Source organism: Bacillus sp. TH50 (assembly GCF_016650565.1).
Taxonomy (GTDB): domain Bacteria; phylum Bacillota; class Bacilli; order Bacillales; family Bacillaceae_G; genus Bacillus_A; species Bacillus_A mycoides.
In genome coordinates this window covers 2,042,269-2,062,966 of record NZ_JAEKFM010000007.1, presented here as the reverse complement: position 1 = coordinate 2,062,966, position 20,698 = coordinate 2,042,269, and the positions used below count along the sequence as shown (strand labels likewise).

24 protein-coding genes and 3 pseudogenes are annotated in these 20,698 nt (G+C 32.3%); 7 read left to right on the top strand and 20 right to left on the bottom strand.

Annotation, left to right across the window (positions count from 1 at the left end; translation table 11 throughout):
• The first annotated feature begins 114 nt into the window (after nt 1-114).
• The 3 genes from JFU23_RS30690 (at nt 115) to splB (ending at nt 1,751) form a co-directional block, all read left to right on the top strand.
• Nucleotides 115-288: a hypothetical protein gene (locus JFU23_RS30690; RefSeq protein ID WP_000354585.1), complete on the top strand. Its 174-nt coding sequence runs from the start codon at nt 115-117 to the stop codon at nt 286-288.
• A gap of 174 nt (nt 289-462) precedes the next feature.
• Entirely contained in the window at nt 463-726 is a 264-nt protein-coding gene (locus JFU23_RS27595; RefSeq protein ID WP_201031128.1) for a transcriptional regulator SplA domain-containing protein, read from the top strand.
• Nucleotides 723-1,751 (top strand): spore photoproduct lyase, encoded by a 1,029-nt coding sequence (gene splB / locus JFU23_RS27590; protein WP_201033223.1) that lies wholly within the window; start codon nt 723-725, stop codon nt 1,749-1,751. Before JFU23_RS27595 ends, splB begins: the two co-directional genes overlap by 4 nt.
• A gap of 334 nt (nt 1,752-2,085) precedes the next feature.
• Here the strand turns inward: splB and JFU23_RS27585 are convergent.
• From JFU23_RS27585 to gabT, 12 genes and pseudogenes are all read right to left on the bottom strand, one after another.
• Nucleotides 2,086-2,298, bottom strand: a pseudogene (locus JFU23_RS27585) (spore coat protein); the annotation flags it as partial.
• A gap of 50 nt (nt 2,299-2,348) precedes the next feature.
• A pseudogene (locus JFU23_RS27580) lies at nt 2,349-2,589 on the bottom strand (holin).
• A gap of 32 nt (nt 2,590-2,621) precedes the next feature.
• Nucleotides 2,622-2,771: pseudogene (locus JFU23_RS27575) on the bottom strand (hemolysin XhlA family protein); the annotation flags it as partial.
• Nucleotides 2,772-2,808: 37 nt separating this feature from the next.
• Nucleotides 2,809-3,045 carry a hypothetical protein gene (locus JFU23_RS27570; protein WP_207200020.1) on the bottom strand — a complete coding sequence of 79 codons (237 nt, stop codon included), beginning with the start codon at nt 3,043-3,045 and terminating at the stop codon, nt 2,809-2,811.
• 62 nt (nt 3,046-3,107) lie between these two features.
• The gene (locus tag JFU23_RS27565; protein WP_201033215.1) at nt 3,108-3,590 is read right to left on the bottom strand and encodes an ArpU family phage packaging/lysis transcriptional regulator; all 483 of its coding nucleotides are present in this window, start codon (nt 3,588-3,590) and stop codon (nt 3,108-3,110) included.
• A gap of 27 nt (nt 3,591-3,617) precedes the next feature.
• Nucleotides 3,618-3,788 (bottom strand): hypothetical protein, encoded by a 171-nt coding sequence (locus JFU23_RS27560; RefSeq protein ID WP_170972783.1) that lies wholly within the window; start codon nt 3,786-3,788, stop codon nt 3,618-3,620.
• Between the two features lie 115 nt (nt 3,789-3,903).
• Nucleotides 3,904-3,984, bottom strand: coding sequence for a DUF3983 domain-containing protein (locus JFU23_RS31265; RefSeq protein ID WP_137059908.1), 81 nt, complete (start codon nt 3,982-3,984; stop codon nt 3,904-3,906).
• A gap of 99 nt (nt 3,985-4,083) precedes the next feature.
• Nucleotides 4,084-5,880: an ABC transporter ATP-binding protein gene (locus JFU23_RS27550; RefSeq protein ID WP_201033213.1), complete on the bottom strand. Its 1,797-nt coding sequence runs from the start codon at nt 5,878-5,880 to the stop codon at nt 4,084-4,086.
• Entirely contained in the window at nt 5,873-7,627 is a 1,755-nt protein-coding gene (locus JFU23_RS27545) for an ABC transporter ATP-binding protein (RefSeq protein ID WP_016092610.1), read from the bottom strand. The genes JFU23_RS27550 and JFU23_RS27545 overlap by 8 nt, the downstream gene beginning before the upstream one ends.
• A gap of 344 nt (nt 7,628-7,971) precedes the next feature.
• On the bottom strand, nt 7,972-8,856 hold the full coding sequence (locus JFU23_RS27540) for a GNAT family N-acetyltransferase (RefSeq protein ID WP_201033211.1): 885 nt from the start codon (nt 8,854-8,856) through the stop codon (nt 7,972-7,974).
• Between the two features lie 262 nt (nt 8,857-9,118).
• Nucleotides 9,119-9,811: an MOSC domain-containing protein gene (locus JFU23_RS27535; RefSeq protein WP_201033209.1), complete on the bottom strand. Its 693-nt coding sequence runs from the start codon at nt 9,809-9,811 to the stop codon at nt 9,119-9,121.
• Nucleotides 9,812-9,822: 11 nt separating this feature from the next.
• The gene (gene gabT, locus JFU23_RS27530) at nt 9,823-11,148 is read right to left on the bottom strand and encodes a 4-aminobutyrate--2-oxoglutarate transaminase (protein WP_201033207.1); all 1,326 of its coding nucleotides are present in this window, start codon (nt 11,146-11,148) and stop codon (nt 9,823-9,825) included.
• A 129-nt stretch (nt 11,149-11,277) separates the two neighbouring features.
• On the opposite strand from gabT, the gene JFU23_RS27525 reads away from it, so the two are divergent.
• Nucleotides 11,278-12,180 carry a LysR family transcriptional regulator gene (locus JFU23_RS27525; RefSeq protein WP_201033321.1) on the top strand — a complete coding sequence of 301 codons (903 nt, stop codon included), beginning with the start codon at nt 11,278-11,280 and terminating at the stop codon, nt 12,178-12,180.
• Between the two features lie 101 nt (nt 12,181-12,281).
• Here the strand turns inward: JFU23_RS27525 and JFU23_RS27520 are convergent, their stop codons facing one another.
• From JFU23_RS27520 to JFU23_RS27505, 4 genes are all read right to left on the bottom strand, one after another.
• The gene (locus JFU23_RS27520; protein WP_201033205.1) at nt 12,282-12,545 is read right to left on the bottom strand and encodes a hypothetical protein; all 264 of its coding nucleotides are present in this window, start codon (nt 12,543-12,545) and stop codon (nt 12,282-12,284) included.
• A 275-nt stretch (nt 12,546-12,820) separates the two neighbouring features.
• Nucleotides 12,821-13,426: a PRK06770 family protein gene (locus tag JFU23_RS27515; RefSeq protein WP_002085644.1), complete on the bottom strand. Its 606-nt coding sequence runs from the start codon at nt 13,424-13,426 to the stop codon at nt 12,821-12,823.
• Nucleotides 13,427-13,682: 256 nt separating this feature from the next.
• Nucleotides 13,683-14,324, bottom strand: coding sequence for an AAA family ATPase (locus JFU23_RS27510; RefSeq protein WP_201033203.1), 642 nt, complete (start codon nt 14,322-14,324; stop codon nt 13,683-13,685).
• Nucleotides 14,325-14,341: 17 nt separating this feature from the next.
• Complete coding sequence (locus JFU23_RS27505) at nt 14,342-15,250, bottom strand: CPBP family intramembrane glutamic endopeptidase (RefSeq protein WP_201033202.1); 909 nt, start codon at nt 15,248-15,250, stop codon at nt 14,342-14,344.
• Between the two features lie 384 nt (nt 15,251-15,634).
• On the opposite strand from JFU23_RS27505, the gene cspD reads away from it, so the two are divergent.
• Together cspD and JFU23_RS27495 are read left to right on the top strand one after the other, a co-directional pair.
• The gene (gene cspD, locus JFU23_RS27500; RefSeq protein ID WP_002012849.1) at nt 15,635-15,838 is read left to right on the top strand and encodes a cold-shock protein CspD; all 204 of its coding nucleotides are present in this window, start codon (nt 15,635-15,637) and stop codon (nt 15,836-15,838) included.
• An 86-nt stretch (nt 15,839-15,924) separates the two neighbouring features.
• Complete coding sequence (locus JFU23_RS27495) at nt 15,925-16,110, top strand: cold-shock protein (RefSeq protein ID WP_000286202.1); 186 nt, start codon at nt 15,925-15,927, stop codon at nt 16,108-16,110.
• A gap of 43 nt (nt 16,111-16,153) precedes the next feature.
• Here JFU23_RS27495 and JFU23_RS27490 read toward each other — a convergent pair whose 3' ends face one another.
• Nucleotides 16,154-16,705: a GNAT family N-acetyltransferase gene (locus JFU23_RS27490; RefSeq protein ID WP_002031946.1), complete on the bottom strand. Its 552-nt coding sequence runs from the start codon at nt 16,703-16,705 to the stop codon at nt 16,154-16,156.
• Nucleotides 16,706-16,935: 230 nt separating this feature from the next.
• Here JFU23_RS27490 and JFU23_RS27485 point away from each other — a divergent pair, with 230 nt between their 5' ends.
• On the top strand, nt 16,936-17,484 hold the full coding sequence (locus tag JFU23_RS27485; protein ID WP_016102030.1) for a hypothetical protein: 549 nt from the start codon (nt 16,936-16,938) through the stop codon (nt 17,482-17,484).
• A gap of 65 nt (nt 17,485-17,549) precedes the next feature.
• Here JFU23_RS27485 and JFU23_RS27480 read toward each other — a convergent pair whose 3' ends face one another.
• From JFU23_RS27480 to JFU23_RS27470, 3 genes are all read right to left on the bottom strand, one after another.
• On the bottom strand, nt 17,550-18,950 hold the full coding sequence (locus JFU23_RS27480) for a protoporphyrinogen oxidase (protein WP_201033200.1): 1,401 nt from the start codon (nt 18,948-18,950) through the stop codon (nt 17,550-17,552).
• A gap of 158 nt (nt 18,951-19,108) precedes the next feature.
• Nucleotides 19,109-19,258 carry an aspartyl-phosphate phosphatase Spo0E family protein gene (locus JFU23_RS27475; RefSeq protein ID WP_002012842.1) on the bottom strand — a complete coding sequence of 50 codons (150 nt, stop codon included), beginning with the start codon at nt 19,256-19,258 and terminating at the stop codon, nt 19,109-19,111.
• Nucleotides 19,259-19,498: 240 nt separating this feature from the next.
• Nucleotides 19,499-20,449, bottom strand: a complete 951-nt coding sequence (locus JFU23_RS27470) for a hypothetical protein (RefSeq protein ID WP_002031955.1) — start codon at nt 20,447-20,449, stop codon at nt 19,499-19,501.
• Nucleotides 20,450-20,698: the final 249 nt, after the last annotated feature.

Genomic DNA, 20,698 nt, shown 5'->3' with positions numbered 1-20,698 from the left:
TTGATGAAAACTCCACATAATTTTACTAAAAAGAAAAATACTAATACTTGTTTCAATGCTTTACTTCAAAGCATTGAAACAAATTTACTAACTACGATACAAGGAGGCATCACTGTGGACATTCGTGAAGGATTAATTCCAACAGCTCTAGGTACAGCAGTGACAGCAGCAGGTTATGCTCTTAAACAAACCCGTGGAACTAATAAAATGATTGCAAATACAGTATTTGGTTTTGGTTTAGCTCACGTCGTTTTAGGTGTAATTGATCTTGTTGAACATCGTCGTTAGAACGAAAGGCAAGCATTGATATATGCTTGCCTTTTTGTTAGTGCAATTATTATTCATATTTCAAAGTATATTTGTATGACGTAATCTTATCAATGAAATTAAATAGTTACACTACAGGAAAATTATAAAGTAAAGCTTTGCGCATTGAATTATATGAAATGAGATGGTGATAGAATGGAATTTTCTTCTGAAAGTAACACGTATCATGCTGGTGACATTGTCTATATTTTTTATCGAAATCCCCACACGCAGGACGTAGCTAATATACAAGCTGCAGCAGTTGTAAATAATCCTGAAAGCCCTAATGAATTAGCACTATTTCTTTACGAAACATATTATCCACTAACAAATGAGATGGCTGTATATGCTACAGAAGATGAGGCAAACCAAGCGTACTCTTACTATTATGGTGATATTTCAGAGGGGATGTTGGAATGAATAAGCCATTTATGCCTAAGCTTGTATATTTTGAGCCTAAAGCATTAGATTATCCTTTGGGGAAAGAGCTTTTTGAGAAGTTTTCAAAGATGGATGTTGAAATTCGACATACTACTTCCCATAATCAAGTAAGAGATTTGCCAGGCGATAACGATTTTCAAAAGTATCGAGTAGCCAAATCTACGCTTGTTGTTGGTGTTAGAAAAACATTAAAATTCGATACTTCCAAGCCTTCAGCGGAGTACGCAATTCCTTTTGCAACGGGCTGTATGGGCCATTGTCATTATTGTTATTTACAAACAACGATGGGTAGTAAGCCTTATATACGAACGTATGTAAATGTTGAAGAAATTTTAGATGCTGCTGACAAATACATGAAGGAGCGCGCACCCGAATTAACAAGATTTGAAGCGTCGTGTACTTCAGATATTGTAGGAATCGATTATTTAACGCATACCCTTAAACGGGCCATCGAGCATTTTGGAGAATCTGAATATGGGAAATTGAGGTTTGTTACGAAATTCCACCATGTAGATCATTTACTTGATGCTAAACATAATGGAAAAACAAGATTTCGCTTTAGTGTAAACGCTGATTATGTGATTAAAAACTTTGAACCCGGAACTTCTCCCTTAGCAAAACGAATTGAGGCAGCAGGAAAAGTAGCTAGAGCAGGATATCCACTTGGTTTCATTGTAGCGCCTATTTATCTTCATGAAGGCTGGCAGGATGGGTACTATCATATGTTTGAACGCTTGAATGCTGAATTACCTCTTGACGCACGGGATGATATTACATTTGAGTTTATTCAACATCGTTTTACAAAGCCAGCTAAGAGAGTGATTGAAAAAAACTACCCGATGACAAAATTAGAATTAGATGAAGAGAAAAGAAGATATAAATGGGGGAAATATGGAATCGGAAAATACATTTATCAAAAAGAAGAAGAAGAGGATATAAAAAATCATCTGTATTCCTATATGAAACAGTTCTTTCCTAATGCGAAGTTAGAATATTTTACATAAAAAGAAAAGAAGAACGTTCTTTTCTTCACTAATCTTAGAAATTACTCACCCCAAAAAAGACAAAATATGGTGCTAATGCACCCTTTAGAAACATTGGAAATTCAAATTTCTATAAACAAAAACTTACTTATTAAAATAATGAAATAAAACAAATAAAAAGATAAATCGTCCTTCTAAAGGCGATTTATCTTTATTAAAAAGAAATTTACATTAATACTTCGACATTGTTGATTCTTAATCTAGTCATGATAAATATCCATAGCTTGTACTACAATTAAAACAGTGGATATTCACATATAAAGAACCACTACATTTAGAGAACAGGATAAACATTCTATAAAATGTTCAATTTAACTAGTAAAGCTAATAAAATTTGGAGAAGAATTTGAACATTTACCGCTATATCTGTATCAGTAGTCGTAACTGAAACATTTCTAGAATTTCTAATAACAGTTTCTTGTTTATTAATTTGTTTAATAGATGATTTTTGAAACAAATCTTGTGCTACGCGATCAGCTTTCTCACTGTCTGCTATAGAAATACTTAACAGGAGCAATAACGTCATAAATACAGAGGAAGCTAGTTTAATTGTCTTTTTCATTTAGCATCAACATCCTTTTTTATAATTTTTATGTAGTCAAGTAATCCACTTGCTGATAGTCCAATGATGATTCCTTGAAATAACATTTGTTTTTATATCTCCGTCCATAAATAAAACGCCTAGCACAATGCCAAGCGTTAAATTCAATAACGGAACATATTTTGTTTGCAATCCAATTGTTTTTGCCATTTGTGAAAGACCTACTACAATTCCAATCATTACAGCTAAACTAACCATTACATACCACCTACAATAAGTCGGAAAATCTAGGTAGTATTGGCGCTAATTTTATCTAACTGTTTGTTAATATTGATAATGTCTTTTTCGTTACCTGTTGTTCGCATCTCTAAACTTTTAATTTCTAAACGAATGTCCTTGATTTCTTGAACATCACTTCTTACTTCTTGTAATCCTTCCACAATGACCACCCCTTTTAGGCAACAAAAAAAGACCAGCTTATGGCTGCTCTGGTTTATCGTTTATTAATTTTTGAACTAACTTTTTTAGTGCATCTATTTCACTGTACAATTGTTTATTATCATCTGCATGTTGCTGTTTGATTTCGGCTATTTCTTTATTATGTTTTACTTCTAATTCTTGAATGGCCTGAATAGAAATAGAAACCGATTTATATAGACTAATAGCAGTTTTATTTTCGTCAGTGAATACTGAATCCGTGTCGTCAGCTATCATTCCGTAATAGGTAACTAACTTGCTCAACTCTTCTGGATCACATATCGGCTGAACAAAGTTCATTATTCATTACCTCCAGTCTCTTCTGTCTCGTAAACTTCTAATCCAAGTGCAAAAGCAAGTTTATAAAACGATTTAGACTTCCAACGTCGATAAGTACGCTCTGACATTCCGATTTCGTTATAAACCATGTAATCACACATATCCTCTTCTTCTAAATAACGTTTACAAATAATATCCCTTTGGATACTTCCTGCACGTCCGTTTCCTAATCGATTTAGAAACTGATCAATACGTAATGACATCCTTTCAAGCCATTCTTCTCGTTTACTTTGTTGAATATTTGCTATAGCAACATCTTCTAATGGCTTTCCAACTGCATGTGTAGGACCGTGCTCACGCATTTCATAAGAAGGAGTGACTTTCATTTCTTTACGCATCATCCCAAATTGCCTATGTATACGTACGCTTGCCAACACGCCTTCTAATTCCTCCTGTGTTGCTGTTCTATCGATTTTTGATAAGAAAGATAATTGTTTAGTCATGTAAGACCACTCCTTTTTATTTTTTAATTACTTTTGTCTTAAAGCTCCACTTCTACGTTCATAACGCGGCCCACGAATTCCAATTAAACCTTCAATGTCACGATTGCTTAATTTTTCTTTTCGTTTTCTCTTGTTTTTCTTCTTTGCTTGTTTAGATTGCCTTTTCCATTCACGTAACTGATCTCTTAGTGCCTTCATTTCTCCATCTCCCTTTTCAAAATAAAAAGGACACCTATTCCTAAAACAGCTCTCATTGCTGCTTTAATGAATTGATGTCCTCTAGTTTTCTAGCCGGACGATATTTATTTTTCTTTCACTTTAAAATACCAGCTTGTACAAAAATGTTTTTCCAAGCGTTATTGACTTGTTTTACCGGAAATACAAGAGGATGCAGTTAAAACATTTAACGAAAGACTATTGAATAGCAATGTTTGCAAATACAAAAAATGCGGTTTCTCTTATTACGAGAAACCGCATTACATCAATATTTTTGTTAAATTTTAAACTGACTTGTATACAAATCAAAGTAGAATCCTTTCTCTTCCATAAGAGATTCGTGATTTCCTCTTTCAAAAATACTACCATCTTTAATTACAAGTATTTGATCTGCTTTTTCAATCGTTTTCAGCCGATGAGCGATTACAAAACTTGTTCGCCCTCTCATTAAATTATTTAATCCAGATTGAATTTGTAATTCTGTTCTCGTATCAATATTAGATGTTGCTTCGTCGAGAATTAATATATCTGCATCTGCTAAAATCGCTCGTGCAATCGCAAGGAGTTGTTTTTGTCCTTGACTTAAATTCGAACCTTCTGAAGCAATTTCCGTTTCATATTGATTCGGTAGATGTTTTATAAAAGAATGTGCTGATGCTGCTTTTGCTGCTGCAACTACTTCTTCATCACTTGCATCTAAACGTCCATATCGAATATTTTCCATAATCGTTCCTGCAAATAAATACGTATCCTGTAAAACAACCCCTATTTTACTCCGCAAAGAATTAATATCATAATCCTTTATATCTTTTTCATCAATGCTAATTTGCCCTTTTTGAATGTCATAAAAGCGAGTTAACAAATTAATAATTGTTGTTTTTCCTGATCCAGTTGGACCGACTAAAGCGATTGTCTCCCCAGGATTCGCCTCGAGACTCACATCTTTTAAAATCATGTTGTCCTGTGCGTATCCAAATGAAACTTTCTCAAGCCTAACATGTCCTTGTAAATTTTGTACAAGTACTGCATCTTTTTTATTTTGAATTTCTGGTACTTCATCCATAATTTCAAAGACACGTTCTCCTCCAGCAACTGCCGCTTGAATCGTATTCATTAAAGTTGCAAATTGACTAAGTGGTCTTGAAAATTGTCGAGAATAATTAATAAAAGCTGCAATGACACCTACTGTTGTCATTCCGTTTAATACCATTACCGATCCAGTTCCAATTACAAGCCCCATTCCTAAGTTATTAATAAAGTTCATACTTGGAAAAATAAATGCTGAAAACGTTTCAGCCTTCGTTGCTGAAATTCTTAGCTGTTCGTTAATTTCATTAAAGTTATGTACGGTTTCTTTTTCTTTTCCGTATAACGTAGTTACGTCTGCGCCTGTAATAGCTTCCTCAATAAATCCATTTAATTCTCCTAAATCCTTTTGACGCTTCGCAAAATTTTTCCCACTATAAGCAACTAGTTTTTTCGTAACGAAAAACATAATAGGTACTGTAATTAAAGTTACAATCGCTAAAATCCAATCTAATGAAAACATCGCAATTGTTACACCTATAAACGTTAACGCTGATGAAATGATTTGCACAACACTTTGTGTCAAAGCTTGATTTAAGTTATCAATATCATTTGTCACACGGCTCATTAAATCACCTTGAGAACGTACATCAAAGAATCGTAGAGAAAGTGTTTGGATTTTTTCAAAAATATCTTGTCGTATTTTTTGTATAGTCTTTAATGCAACATTAATCATTACAAATGTTTGTAACCATGTTAATAATACGGTTATCCCATATATTGCAATGAGTATCATGCACATTCTGGCTGTCCCGCTTAAATCCTTCGGTACAATGTATTCATCAATGATGACCCCCATATAATATGGCCCAAGTAAACCTAGTAATGTCGTGATAAATACAAGAATAATAACGAACATAAGAGATGCTTTTTGATACCCCATATAGTTCCATACTCGCATTATAGTTCCTTTAGTATTCTTAGTTTTTCCCGTTTTCGGATTGTTACGTCCACCTTTATTTCCAAATTGTCCTTGAAAATTACGCACGCTCTTCCCCTCCTTCTTGCTGCAGGCTACCACCTTGGGAAAGATAAATTTCCTGATACACTTCACAAGTTGCCAATAAATCCTCATGCGTACCATTTCCAACTAATTCACCGTTATTCAAAACGAGGATTTTATCAGCATCTATAATAGAAGATATTTTTGATGCAATTAAAAATGTCGTTGTGCCACTATATCTTGTCCTTAACGCTTCCTGTATTACAGCTTCTGACTTCGCATCAACTGCCGATGTAGAATCGTCTAATACAAGAATAGATGGCTTTCTCACTAGGGCTCTTGCAATAGATATACGTTGTTTTTGACCACCAGATAGATTGGTTGCACCTTGTGTTAAGTTATATTCATAAGAGTCTTCCAGCTTATTGATAAACTCAGTCGCACAAGCAGATGAAGATGCTAATTCCAATTCATCATAAGTTGCATCTTCTTTGCCATAACGTAAATTCTCTTCTATACTGCCTGAAAAAAGAAGTGCCTTTTGTGGAACGAAGCCAATGGAAGCACGAAGTTTTTGCAAATCGTATGCTTTCACATTAACATCATCTATACATATTTCACCTTGATCAACATCGTAAAGTCGTGGCAATAGTTTCGCCAATGTAGATTTACCACTTCCGGTCGATCCAATAATCCCTATTTTTTCACCTTTACGTACAGTAAAGGAAATATCTTTTAAAACATATTCATTATTTTTCGTATAACTATAGCTAACATTTTTAAACTCTACATTACCACCCACTTGTTTTGGTTCATATACGTCGCCTTCAGTTGTAATATCAACTTCAGTATGTAAGACTTGTTGTACACGATCAGCTGATGGAAAAGCACGGGCAATTTGAATAAATACCATACTAATAGACATAAGTGACATTAAAATGATATTTAAATAGTTAATAAAAGCTAAAATGGCCCCTACTTGGAGTGTACCGTTAAAAACTTTCTCGCCACCAATCCATAAAGTTGCTACAATTCCGCTATTTACAACTAGCATAATAATTGGCATCATCAATGAAATAATTTGTATTGCACGAATATTTATTTCAGTTAAACTTGTATTAACTTTCTCAAACTGTGCGATTTCATATTTTTGTCTTACATATGCTTTTATAACACGTACACCGGATAAATTTTCTTGTAGCTTTGTGTTTACTTTATCTAATGCTTCTTGTACTCGCTTAAATGAACCGCTCGATTGACCTGCAATCAATACAATTGCAACTAATAATACGGGTACCACAACAAGTAAAATTGGAAATAGGTCTCTCGCTGTTACAAAGACTATAATGATACTTCCAATAAATAATAACGGTCCACGGACAAGTACACGTAACGTCATCGTCATTGCCGATTGAATAGATGTAATATCATTTGTCACGATTGTTAATAATTTACCTGTTCCAAATGAATCACGATTTTTGCTAGAAAATGTTTCTATTTTCGCAAACACATCTTTTCGTATGTCTGTAGCGAAATTAACAGCAGCTTTTGTAGAATACATCATACAACCAAGTCCTCCAACTAAACCGATTGCTGCTGCTCCTATCATAAGAAGCCCCATTTTTATTACATAATTCAAATCCCGGTTTGCAATTCCAACATCAATAATATGTTGCATTATTGTCGGTTGAATTAAGTCCATCGCAACCTCAAGTACCATAAATAGCGGTCCAATAATAGCGAAGAACATGTATGGTTTTAAATACTGTAACAACTTGCGAAATGATTTCATACATAATCTCCTTTTTTTATGAAATTACCATTGAATAATTCATATTCCTCCTTATTTAAGCGATATAGTCTGTAATTTCTTCATTAGTCCTATTATATTATGTAAATTAATATTTAACATTATTAAATGATAAGCATTTATAACTTTCCGGTCAATAAATGTGCTTTATCTTACGTAAATACAAAAACCACATTCTTAATAGAAAGAATGCGGTTTTTTATTTATATTTGTTCAATTGTAAAATTCAATCGCGAATCATTATTTTCAGATGGTTTTCACGTGTAAAAACTTATTTTAATAGGATTATTACCTTTATTCTCCATCAAAAGCATCTATATAAATATTTAAAACTCCGTTAAAACTGGGAATTTATATCCTCTAAAATCTAATTCTCTATTACTCCGAACCATCAAATACTTACTGGACTGTAATTCTGTATATTGTACATCATCAATCCCTAATTGATCTGGGCAAAAATAAAATTCAATCTTTGTAAATGATTCAGAGATTTCCTCACATAATTCATCTAAAATCGGAAGTACTGGAGCAAATACTCCATATAACTTTAGCTTTTCATTTTCTACTTCATAAACAATCATCGCATCTAGTTTCTTAGAATAATACAGTTTCTCATTCCATTTTAAGTCATACATTTTCAAATAAAACGAAGATCGATAATTTATTGTCGAAAACATATTAGAAAGCCTTTGACTATTTTCAATGATTTCATTTATTAAATTTCTATCCTCTTCATTATAAAAATCTAACTTTCTAAGTATAGAATCTTTATTAATCTTATTATCATACTGTATAGTCATCAGATATTCCTGCACAATTTGAAATCCAAATGATTTATATAGTTCAGGTGTTTCAGTAAACAAGAAAGCACATTCAAATTGCTTATCAATTTCTTTTATCATCTTATTAAGCAATCGTGTCATTAGTCCTTGTTTGCGAAAATTCAGATGTGTCATTACTGATTGAATACCCGCTGCATTTATTTTTTCACCATTAATTAGTAACGGAAGTGAAAATGCCGCAACATTTGCAATCACTTTATCATCTTCTATAAATGATAAAGCTTTATATGTATAATCCCAATATCCTTTCTCTGAAAAATCATTCAATATTTGACTCGTAATCCCAAACACTTCTTCAAATAAAGGAAATAACTGCTCTCTTTTCGGTTCTTCCATTAGAATATTTGCAAATTTTTCAACATTCCCCATGTTGTCCCTCCATATGTCGATTCCATAAAATTAGATATGGTTATATGACCTACTCTTAAAATAATAGATCTTACAAATCAATATACTATCATAAAATATAAAAAAATAGTCCAATTAATTTTATGTTTTCACCATTTGAAAACAAGTCGAATAAAACAATATTAAGATTTTTGCATATTAATAAGGTTATTATATAAAAATAGTGCTTTCTATTTAGTTTTTACTAATAGAAATGCACCATTTATAAAAAATATTTATTTATTTATTTTTTTATTCCTTCAAGCCTCTCCTTCGTATTAATTTCTTCTCCCCTCAGTCGCTTTTCAAATGTCTTTCTCCAACTAGTAGAAAGTGCATGTACTTCTAATATTCTCTTTATCCCTTCTATATTTTGTTTTTCCTTATGCATAATACGATTAGCAAACGCTACTGTAACACTTATTGGATCAGACTTCAGCAACTTTAACGTATCAACTGGTGATACCCACCCTTCTTTTAATACACGAAAATAAAATCCTGTATATCCCGTGTCTTGAAAATACAGTGGTAACTTGGGAATATTGTATTTCTTAGCTAACTTAAAACAAGGTTGTCTTGGTTGCGTTACTTGTACAATCGCTTCTCCGAGCTCAAACGTATCACCGATACAAACATCCTCTTCACGTATACCGCTCACTGTTATATTTTCTCCGAACGCTCCATATTCAAGGTCTTGATTCAATGTCTCTTCCCAATAACTATAATGTTCGCTCGAATACACACAAACTGCTTTATCCACACCACCATGATGAACTAAATCCGCCTGACCATCACCTTTAAATTTTAGAAATGATAAATATATAGGTTCCTTTGTTTTCGCTTTATTTATACCCGTATGAATTAATTTTCCTCCATACATAACTTCTTTTGGGAATCCTATATTTAGTGATAGTACCTCATATAATTTATTCATCATAATTGCCTCTCTCACTTTCCGCACAATTTTTTAAAAGATTGGTTTATTATTTCAAAACCCTTATCAATTTCTTCATTTGAAATGACAAGAGGCGGTAAAAAACGTAGTACATTATCAAATATCCCTGCCCCAATACTTATAAGCCCATTCTTCCAGAATTCATCAATTAATTGTACTGTTAGTTCTTTTGCTGGTTCTTTTATTATACGATCCGTTACAAGTTCCATTGCAACCATTGCACCGATTCCACGAACATCACCAATCACTTCGTACTTTAATTGCATTTGATGTAGATGTGACATTATTCTATTTCCAATTTGCTGAGCCCTTTCAACTAGATTTTCTTCTTCCATTATTTCAAATACAGCAAGACCGGCTGCACATGATAACGGACTCCCGGCAAAAGTTCCACCAATTTGTCCTCTCCCAGGAATGTCCATCAACTCCGCACGACCGACAATAGCACTTAATGGTAAACCGCCAGCAATTGATTTTGACAAAGTCATTATGTCAGGTTCTATATAAAAATGTTCCGTCGCAAACCATTTCCCTGTTCGGCCAAATCCAGTTTGCACTTCATCCATTATCATTAAAATACCGTATTGATTACAAATTTCTCGTAATCGTTTTACAAATGAAATAGAAGGAATAATAAACCCACCTTCTCCTTGTACTGGTTCCATTACGATTGCTGCTACTTGTTCAGGTGATACTTCTTCTAAAAACTTTTCAAACTGATAGATGACTTGAGAATCCACCTCTTCAGGAGAAACTCCTTCTTCAGCTCTGTAATAGTACGGATACGGCAATATATGCATGTCTGAAACGAACGGACCAAATCCTGCTTTATATGGATTTTCTTTGGTCGATAAAGACATTGTCATTAATGTTCTCCCATGAAATCCTCGTTCAAACGAAATTACTTTTCTCCTCCCTGTTACTTTACGTGCGATTTTTACAGCATTTTCAATCGCTTCCGCACCACTATTGGCAAACATCGTTTTTTTCTTGCTTGTACCTGGCACTTTCTCATTAATTTTCTCCGCTAAAGTAATATAATTTTCATATGGAGTTACATGAAAACAAGGATGTATAAATGATTCTGCTTGTTTTTGTACCGCTCTTACAACTTTCGGATGACAATGTCCAACATTTTGCATACCAATTCCACCAGCAAAATCAATAAACTGATTTCCATCTACATCTGTTATTATCGCTCCCCTTGCTTCTTTTACATATAAAGGCATTAAATGATATATTCCTTTCGGTACAGCCTCCTCATACCTTTTTTGAAGTACTTGTGAATAACTGCCCGGTAATACACTTGATTGCAACAATTCTTCTTCACCTCATTTAATTTTTTAATCAATCCATTTCTGATAAAGTGATTATATATCCCACAAAACCATTGTTCAATTCAATTATCTATATAATAATGATAGGTATATCCTATGATTAAACTTGAGGTGATTTCAATCGAATTACGACAATTAGAATACTTTTTAGCTGTTTCGAAAGAATTACATTTTACAAAAGCAGCTGAGAAATTAAACATTTCACAACCTTCACTAAGTCAACAAATACGTGCATTAGAACATGAAGTAGGCATGCCACTTTTCGATCGAATTGGTAAAAAAATATCTTTAACTGAAGCAGGAAGAGTTTTATTATCGCACAGTAAAACAATCTTTCACGAAGTCGAACAAGCCCGTTCTGCCATTCAAGATTTAAACGGATTACAGCACGGATCCTTAACAATCGGCTCATTGTTAACCGTCGTAAATTATTTACTACCACCAGCTATTTTAAATTTTAATAATTCATATCCAAATATTGAGCTTTCTGTACTAGGTCTTCGTACAGGAGAAATTCGTGAAAAATTATTACAAAATGAATTAGATATTGGTATTACATTTCTCCCGGTGCAAGATAAAGAGATTGTTTCTATCCCACTATATAAAAGTGAACTTACATTAGTTGTGCCAACCAGCCATTCTTTAACTGAACGTAAGTATGTATCTATTGAAGAGTTACAGGACTATCCTTTAATTCTTCTACCTAAAAATTTCTATTTAACAGAACTAATTACATCTCATTGCCAAAACTTTAACTTTAAACCAAAGCCAATTTTAGAAATTAGTACAATGGAATCTTTAATTCAAATGGTCGCACAAGGTATGGGGATTACCGTGTTACCAAAACCGTATATAGACTTTTTGCAAAGTGAGCACATACAAGCTATTAAAATTGAAAAACCCACTCCAACAATAGAGATAGGACTTATTTATAGAAGAGATAAATATATGTGCGCTTCTACCCGGAAATTTATTGAGCAACTCAAAATAACAGTACATTCTTTACAAAAATAAGTATAAAAAGAGATTATCCAATGAAGCCGCTGCACAACGACCCCATAGAATAATCTCTTTTCATTATGAAATAAAACCGATACGTATAAATTCATGTAATTTTAGTGTACCTTTTTTGAGATTGGAATATATTTTGTAAAATATGCCCCTACTAGCAACAATACAATTGAGACTAGCCAAGTAAAAACACCGCCAAAATGAAGCCAATATGCAAACAAATTTAAGATTGCAATTAAAAAGCAACAAATAGAAGTTAATGCACTTTTTAATCCTTTTATCCCTGCTTTTTTTCTTTTTTGATATGTTATATACATCGAAACGACTAGAAAAAGGATTAGAACAATTGGTAACATAGCTTGTAGCAATGGCAATCCCTCCTGTCTATTTCCGCTCCTTCAACTTTACCACATTATCCCTTTTTAATCTTTAGGAATCAACTCACTTTTCTCTTCTTTCCAAAAATCAGTATATTCACTATTTTCAAAGTTCACATTCACTTGAGAAAACGTAAGGATTAGAGAAACTAGAAAAGTAAGCGAGTAATAACAAAAATGAGTAACTGCTCTAAAAAGCAATTACTCATTTTTATTAAAACATTTGTGTTCATAACAATACAGGTGTTTCAAAATCAATATGTATATTATTTATTAGCTTGTACCTCACCTGCAATTAATTTACTACCTGAATATGTACCTTTTTGTATAAAAACTTGATTAATTAATTCTTTTTGCTCCTTTTCTGACATTACTCCTTTCCCTTCTCCTAAATTCCCACTTTGTAATTTCCAAATCTTGTTGTGGTCTACATCAACCTTTTCATATTTTCCTTGTTTCCATCGTTCTAAAATATCCACATATGTACTTTTTTGTGCAACATCATTACTATTTATAATTTCGAGTAAACTTTCAATACGTTCTTGTGTAATAAAAATATAGCCCCATTTTTGATCAGCTTTCGTTTTTTGATGTGCCATTTCATGTAGTGCTGTCTGTATGTTCTCATCTGTCCACTTAAAATTTTTATTAAAACCACTATTCGGTAATGAATGATTGCCATTTTCTAAAAGCTTTGCATCTTCAGCTTTTACATTACTATCAGCTAGCACTTCTACTGCCGGAGCGGCTGGTGATGCCTTTTTCGCAGCTGGTTTACTATTATTCAGATAATACAGCATACCATACGTTACACCTACCCCGATTACCGCCATACCAGCTATAATTCCTATGATTTTAAATAATGTTTTCATCTTGCTTGTTTCCTCCCAAATATCTCTGTTCTTACTACCTCATTATTTCTTATATAAAATAGTTCCTTCATTCAAAATAGTTCATCCCATCCCCTATCATATTATTTATATATATTTCCTTATATTGTATTTCTTTTTTCGTGAAATTGAAAGATTATTCTGTTAAAAAATAAAGATATTCTACAAAATTTCCCTTTATATTTATATGGAAACAAAAAAACAACGAGCGCCTTCTAAAACACTCGTTGTTTTTACTTTATGCACGATTTTCTTTTAACCACTTCGTAATAACATCTAACCTCGAAACATCAAAACGTCTTTCTTCACATACTTTTAAGCTGTTTAAACTTTTCACAATTTCTAATTCATTCGACTTTATACTTTTTGCTTCAATCAATTTACAGCACCCGTCTGTGACGGTATTGAGATTTTCATAATAACGCTGAAATGCTTTAGATATATGTAAATGTTTTTCAAAGTTTCTTCTTTTTTTCGTCCCATCAGACTCTTTCCGTTTTCTAAGCTCTTCATCACTTGTATATAAATAAAAATATTGATCTGGAAAACCAATTTCTCTATTTATCATCTTTTCTTTATAAAAGTTTTCTATTAAAGATAACGGCTGATTAAATATATCAAAATGAAAACACCAATTATAACTAAGTGGCTGATATATATCCCCATCGAGTATTACTAATTCATATTGCTGCGACTTCTGCACTGCTATATTCCAGCGCTCTACTTGTTTTTCAAAATACCATGTTCTATGTTCATGTTTTGGTCTTTCAAATAAAAAATTCACTTCAGGTATAATGAATGCTCCATAATTGTTTTCTAGTTCACGGCATGTGCTACTCTTACCAACAGCACTCGCTCCCTCAAACGCTATAATCCCCATAGTTTCTCCCACTTTCCTTAACTAAAATCTCGTTGTTTCACTCTTCTCCCCCATAACTGTCTCCATAACTGTCTCCATAAAACAATTAAAGCGATAGAAAGCATTATTGTTGTAATAATACTACCTTCAATCCCAAATGAGCCTCCATGAAGAACTTCTGACCCCTTTGTTACAGGTTTAAATAGTGGTGTTGAATATATCGTCATGCCACTAACTGCAAAACCATAGACATTATATTGTGCCCAATTCCAAATGGAATGCCATGCACAAATCCCCCAAAGACTACTGTCCTTTAATACGTAAAAAGCTGCAAATACACCAACTAATATTATATTCGATATTGAAAGGATTGTAATACCAGGATTAAGTAAATGCAGAAAACCAAATAAAAAGGACGTCACTATAATCCCAACCCATATACGACTTCTAACAGAAATAACTGGAAATAACCAGCCTCGTACAATAATTTCTTCCGTTGCACCTTGTATTAAAAAAGCAATTAAAGATCCTACAATACCAAATATGGCGGTTGCCGTAATTTGTTGCATTTGTAGTTTTACAATCCCTGTTAATATAAGCACAATTACTGGTATTGAAATGAAGACAAATCCTATTAACGCACCTCTCAAATACGTTCTCATCCATTGCACTTTCCAAAAACCAATGGATGAAAATGACCTTTTTTCTACAAACCTAATCCATAAAAAAATAAAAAATATAGCCCCACCAAACGTTAATATCATCTCAATATTATTATAAATTGCCTTTACAAATGATGTATCCGCTTTCGGTAAAAACAGCATAAACAACATGAAAAATTCACCTAAAGTTAAAAATACAATTGCAAGTATAACAGCGAAAATAGGATGAACTTTTCTTCTTCCTTCTTTTGCTGCTTCAATTATTTTAAATTGTTTATTTAGCAATATTCTATCCTCCTTATTATTGTAATCATCTGTATTTTTAAAATATATATATCGTTTCCATTAAACATATTTTTTAAAATAAATGATTTCCGTTTGGAATAAATTCAGATTAGGAATAATATATAAATAAAAGAGATGTCTTCGCGCCTTTTACCAGTATCACCCAATTCATTCACTGATATTACCAGCACTTGCTATTTCCCACCATTTGTTGTAGGATAGTAATTAAGGTCAATTTAGCACTATATTTTCTTTGCATATTATCAAGTATCAATCAGGAATGTTTTGTACTCCTTATGGATTTTTGATAATATGTGAACTTTTATTTTCAATCGAATAAGGCCGATCATATTGTAATCTTTTTAAATTTTAGGAGGCATTACCATGACATTAACAGGTAAAGTAAAATGGTTTAACAGCGAAAAAGGTTTCGGTTTCATCGAAGTTGCAGACGGTAGCGACGTATTCGTTCACTTCTCAGCTATCACTGGCGACGGCTTCAAATCTCTTGACGAAGGTCAAGAAGTTAGCTTCGAAGTTGAAGACGGTAACCGTGGACCTCAAGCTAAAAACGTTGTAAAGCTATAATTCAATCAATAAAAAGGTTGTTACCAGCTCGGTTAACAACCTTTTTAATATATAACTAAAAATTTTTACATAAAAGGAGTGGTTACATGTATCGCAATCGAAAGAACGATGTAGCAGAAGTACCACCAGAACAAACCCCTGTTTGGGAATGTGAATCAGAGGATTGTTTAGGATGGATGAGAAAGAACTTTTCATTTGAAGAAGAGCCTAAATGCCCTTTATGTAAAAGTAGTATGAAAAGCGGAGAACGTTTATTACCTAAAATAGGTTGATTTTTACAAGCCCCTCTTATTTTAAATAAGAGGGGCTTTTTTATTAATAATGAATATCCTCTACATCTGTTCGTACAATAGAATACATTAATGCATCGTGTTGTTTATTTCCTTGATGAATGTATCCACGTAACAGCCCTTCTTGTTGAAAACCTAATTTAGATAACATATTACACGAAGTTATATTTTCAGGATATGTAATAGCTCCAATTCTAAATAAGCCTAAATCTCGAAATCCATAAGTAATAATTTCTCGAGCAGCTTCAGAAGCATAACCATTCCCCCAATAACGAGGATGCAAATCATATCCAATCTCTGAGCGTTTACTCCAAAGTTGTAAATTATTTAATCCAATTGTTCCTACTAAATTATTTGTGTCTTTTAATACAATCCCCCAACGCATTGCCTTTTTCTCAAAGTAATTTTTTGAAAAAGATTCAATCATACGTGAAGCTTGTCCAAACTCAGTAAAAGAATTCATACCGTAATAACACGTTACCTCATCTAATGAGAATATTTCATATATTTTTTGACAATAAGATTGTTCTATTTCAACTAAGCGCAAGCGTTCTGTTTCTAACATAGGAAATACCATAGGATCACTCCTTTCTCTCTACTCATTTATTATAGCAGAAAAAATATTTATAATTAGGAAAGTCCTTAATGTCCCACAAATCAAATATTTCTAGCGATGTTTATCCTATTAATAATATATAACTTCGTTGTATTTATTAATTCCCCTCTAAAAACCACCCCTAATTTACACCTTCTCATGTTAAAATATAGAAAAACAGTAAATATTTCTTACGGAGGTGCTTAAACTTTATGTATATTTTCATTGGCTTATCCCTCTTGCTCATTTTACTCATTTTTTTATTCGCAAAAAAATTCACACCAAATTCATTTATGATGACAAGTTTTAAAGGAAATAGCTTTAAGACATTTTCAGTTGGTATATTAATCGCTGCCACACTCTCTCTTTCATACGGAATGTATCACGCAGCAACATATCAACCTAGATATTTAGATATTAAATTGCAAAATCAAAATTTCACTGTTTTTGGTAATGTTGGTGAGTTTGGTTATTTCTCAGAAGAATTACTAAAAAAAGATGCAGAAGTTGAACTGTATTTTGTCTCTTGGGAAACAATACAATTAAATAATCCAGAAATAATAGTAGACTACCCTTCAGGCAAACAGGAAACATGGAAGCCTAATATAACATTAATTCCTACAAATAAATTAAAAGAAAAACATAGTATTAAAGAACTTTATCGGCTCTCACCGTATTCATTTGAAGAATCTGGAAAAACAACATTAACTATTAAAGAGAATAAAGCCAATCATAAAAAGATTGTAATTAATGTTAAATAATCATAAATAAAATGTCCCTCCATTATGTTGGAGGGACATTTTATTTACATATGTATTCAATATTATTATTTTGACTGTTCATTCAATGTCGTAATTATTTCATTGGCAGTATTCTTTCCGTTTCCAATACAAGCACCAATTCCTACACCGTAATATGAAGCACCAGCTAAGTATACATTAGGATAAAGCACGGCCAATTTTTCTTGTAATGATTGAACAGCTTGATTATGTTCTAAATGATATTTCGGCATTAAATCTTTCCAATTTGTAACTTCAATTACTTCCGGTTCGCCTTTAATTCCGAGGCTCTTTTCAATATCATATAAAGCAACTCGTACTAATTCTTCTTCACTATAACTTTTGATCGTTTCATATACTGGATTAGTGCTCTTATAAAACATTCTTACTAATAGCTTTTGTTTACCAGATGTATGTTTCCACTTCCTGCTTGTCCATGTGCAAGCATCACAATGTAAATCACTGTTTTCCGTTACGATAAAACCTGTGCCGTCAGCCGGTAGTTGTTCATCTAGTATGTCAAAACCTAAGTAAATACTTATAAGCGATGAATTTTTAAATTTATTAAAATGCTCATTTAACTCATTAGACTGTAATAACGTTTGTGCGATATCATGTGGAGCTGCTAAAACGACATAATCAGCTTGTATTGTCTCATGATTTGCAAAAGAAACCTCATACCGATCCCCTTTTTTACTTATCACTGTTGTTACAACACCTTTATTAATGACAGTCTCAGTCAGCACTTCTTCTAAGCGATTAATAATCGTAGATAGTCCACTTTTAAATGATACAAACTTTTTATTTCCTGCTGACTGAAATTGTTTTTTATTCTCTTCAAAACCTTTAATAATACTTCCATATTTATTTTTATACTCAAGTAAATACGGTAACGTAGATGCCATTGTAAGCTCATTCAATTTACCAGAATATACACCTGAAAGCACAGGTGCAATTTGTCTTTCCACTAATTCTTTCCCTAAAAAGCTTTCTAAAAATACAGCAAGTGATGTATCCTTTGTAAACTCCTTATTTTTCGTAATAAAATCTTTTAAAGCAACGATTTTCCCTTTTTTTGAGACTAGCGTACTGCTAAATAATGATTCAACACTCATAGGAATCCCAAATATAGTGTCAGCAGGAATTGGATGTAATATGTTATCAGAGTATATGTAAGAAATACCTGTTTCGTTATATACCATTTCATTTTCTAAATTTAAATCTTTTACAAGCGGCAAAACATGTTCATTACGAGCTACAATAGAATCTGCTCCAGATTCCATAATAAAATCATTTTCTTCCACACTGTGGATTTTACCACCTAAATACTCTTCTTTCTCAATAAGGATTAAATTTAAATCTATATTATAATCCTTCTTTAATTTTTCTAAATAAAACATAGTAGAAAGTCCAGTAATACCTCCACCGATGACAACGACTGTTTTCATATTTGCTGCGCCCCTAACCGATACAATTAATAATTCCTTTATTATTATAACCAAAAATTATCATAGTCGACTAGCAGCTTTCGCATTCTGTAAGAAATTAGACAATATATATGAATAAAAAAGAACTATAACATATTCAACTCACGTCATAGTTCTTTCTATTTTAAAAACATAAACCAGTTTATTAATTTGTCAATTTCTTGGCTGAGTGCTATTACTTTTTCATGTTGAAGTCCATAATTTGAGACTAGATTCAATAATTCTTCTTTTTTCAATTCAATTATTTTTTCTAACTTCACTAATTCCATGTCGTCTTTATTCGCTCCAATTTCAAAATATATGTATTTTAGTATAGCCTACTTACATAATAAGTAAAAGTCTCATGCTAATGTAAAATCTTACATATTTGAAAAAACAATATACTACTAACAAAAAAGAGACTTAAACTAAGCCTATTATTACAGGTCATTATAATTTTCTACCATTTTTTATAAATATGTTAGTTTATGAATGTGTACCATTTACTATTAATTTAAAGTTAGACACTTTTACTCATTAATAATACAACAGAATTTCTCAAATGTTTTATCTTTATATTCTGGAACCCTTGTTAAGTGATCAAAATAACTATATGAAAATTTAAATATGTGTCCAAAATCCCAATTAAATTCGCTGTAGTCTTTAAGCCAGAATGCATTATCTAGCGGAAGTGTATCAACTTTTTTTGCTTTTGTAAGAGGTAAACGATCTACAGGAGAATTCAATATTATTTGGGCATTCGGCATTAAATTGCGACTTTTTCTAAGTACATAAACTAGCTTTAATAGTGGTTTTATTCCTCGTTGAAATAATTCTATATGCCCTAAGTCATATAATATATTAATCGCATGTGAGAAGGTAAGCATATGACCAATTAAATCGTGATGTGATTCTGCCTTATATATAACGTTAAATTCAGATAATTCACTTAAAATAAAATCAGATAATTGCTTCGGGTTTTTAATTTCGCTTTGAATCTCCTCATTATTTATAATTAGTTGCTTTACTTCTTTAGTTGTAAAACCAATCCAAGATCTACCGGGAATTGTTTTTTGAAACGATAATATAAGGTTTGCTATATTATTAATATCTTGCTCACTCCCCCAATGACTTAACTCCTTAATGGCTAGTAAACTTAAAGAAGCGTAAATTACATTATGACCAACCCAATGGAGTTCATCAATCGTTTGTTCCAAAGATTTAATTATCGTTTCTTCAGCACTTTGATAATCGACACCTTGTTTATTATCAATTGTTTCGCCTAACCTTTGCTTATGGAGCATCATTTTCGCTTGAGAATAAATGTTACAGGCAGTTTTTTCATCAATGTTATTGTTTTTCGTAAAAAAATAACTAGCAATGGCAGCTGCTCCGAAATGTGCATGCCAAATATCATTTGTTTCTTTTTTACATTGAGATATAATTGAAAGCCCATCTTTTAATACACTTATATTTTCCATCTCTCTTATCCCCTCTAAACCCTAATAAAAATGGTTTTTTAGCATCTACAAAGTCGGCAAAAAGCCAGGTGAAAACTCTTGAAAAGTTTCCTCCTTTACAGTTATAAATTAAAATTGTCCCTGTCGCTCAACAAGAATTAAATTTGCTTCTAATAATATTTTGAGATGATACTTATTCATCCCTAATGCAGTCTCAACCTTCCATAATTGTGTTTGTTTTGATTATGAAATAAATAACGAACAATCTCT

Bases quoted from the DNA above. Each gene is read 5' to 3' on its own strand.
- cspD (WP_002012849.1), top strand. From the start codon at position 15,635: ATGACATTAACAGGTAAAGTAAAATGGTTTAACAGCGAAAAAGGTTTC.
- JFU23_RS27485 (WP_016102030.1), top strand. From the start codon at position 16,936: ATGTATATTTTCATTGGCTTATCCCTCTTGCTCATTTTACTCATTTTT.
- JFU23_RS27545 (WP_016092610.1), bottom strand. From the start codon at position 7,627: ATGAAATCATTTCGCAAGTTGTTACAGTATTTAAAACCATACATGTTC.
- JFU23_RS27495 (WP_000286202.1), top strand. From the start codon at position 15,925: ATGTATCGCAATCGAAAGAACGATGTAGCAGAAGTACCACCAGAACAA.
- JFU23_RS27570 (WP_207200020.1), bottom strand. From the start codon at position 3,045: ATGATAGCTGACGACACGGATTCAGTATTCACTGACGAAAATAAAACT.
- splB (WP_201033223.1), top strand. From the start codon at position 723: ATGAATAAGCCATTTATGCCTAAGCTTGTATATTTTGAGCCTAAAGCA.
- JFU23_RS27490 (WP_002031946.1), bottom strand. From the start codon at position 16,705: ATGGTATTTCCTATGTTAGAAACAGAACGCTTGCGCTTAGTTGAAATA.
- JFU23_RS27560 (WP_170972783.1), bottom strand. From the start codon at position 3,788: ATGAAGGCACTAAGAGATCAGTTACGTGAATGGAAAAGGCAATCTAAA.
- JFU23_RS27470 (WP_002031955.1), bottom strand. From the start codon at position 20,449: ATGGAAAATATAAGTGTATTAAAAGATGGGCTTTCAATTATATCTCAA.
- JFU23_RS27480 (WP_201033200.1), bottom strand. From the start codon at position 18,950: ATGAAAACAGTCGTTGTCATCGGTGGAGGTATTACTGGACTTTCTACT.
- JFU23_RS27540 (WP_201033211.1), bottom strand. From the start codon at position 8,856: ATGGGGAATGTTGAAAAATTTGCAAATATTCTAATGGAAGAACCGAAA.
- JFU23_RS27565 (WP_201033215.1), bottom strand. From the start codon at position 3,590: ATGACTAAACAATTATCTTTCTTATCAAAAATCGATAGAACAGCAACA.
- JFU23_RS27535 (WP_201033209.1), bottom strand. From the start codon at position 9,811: ATGATGAATAAATTATATGAGGTACTATCACTAAATATAGGATTCCCA.
- JFU23_RS27510 (WP_201033203.1), bottom strand. From the start codon at position 14,324: ATGGGGATTATAGCGTTTGAGGGAGCGAGTGCTGTTGGTAAGAGTAGC.
- JFU23_RS27515 (WP_002085644.1), bottom strand. From the start codon at position 13,426: ATGAAAACATTATTTAAAATCATAGGAATTATAGCTGGTATGGCGGTA.
- JFU23_RS27475 (WP_002012842.1), bottom strand. From the start codon at position 19,258: ATGGAATTAGTGAAGTTAGAAAAAATAATTGAATTGAAAAAAGAAGAA.
- JFU23_RS27595 (WP_201031128.1), top strand. From the start codon at position 463: ATGGAATTTTCTTCTGAAAGTAACACGTATCATGCTGGTGACATTGTC.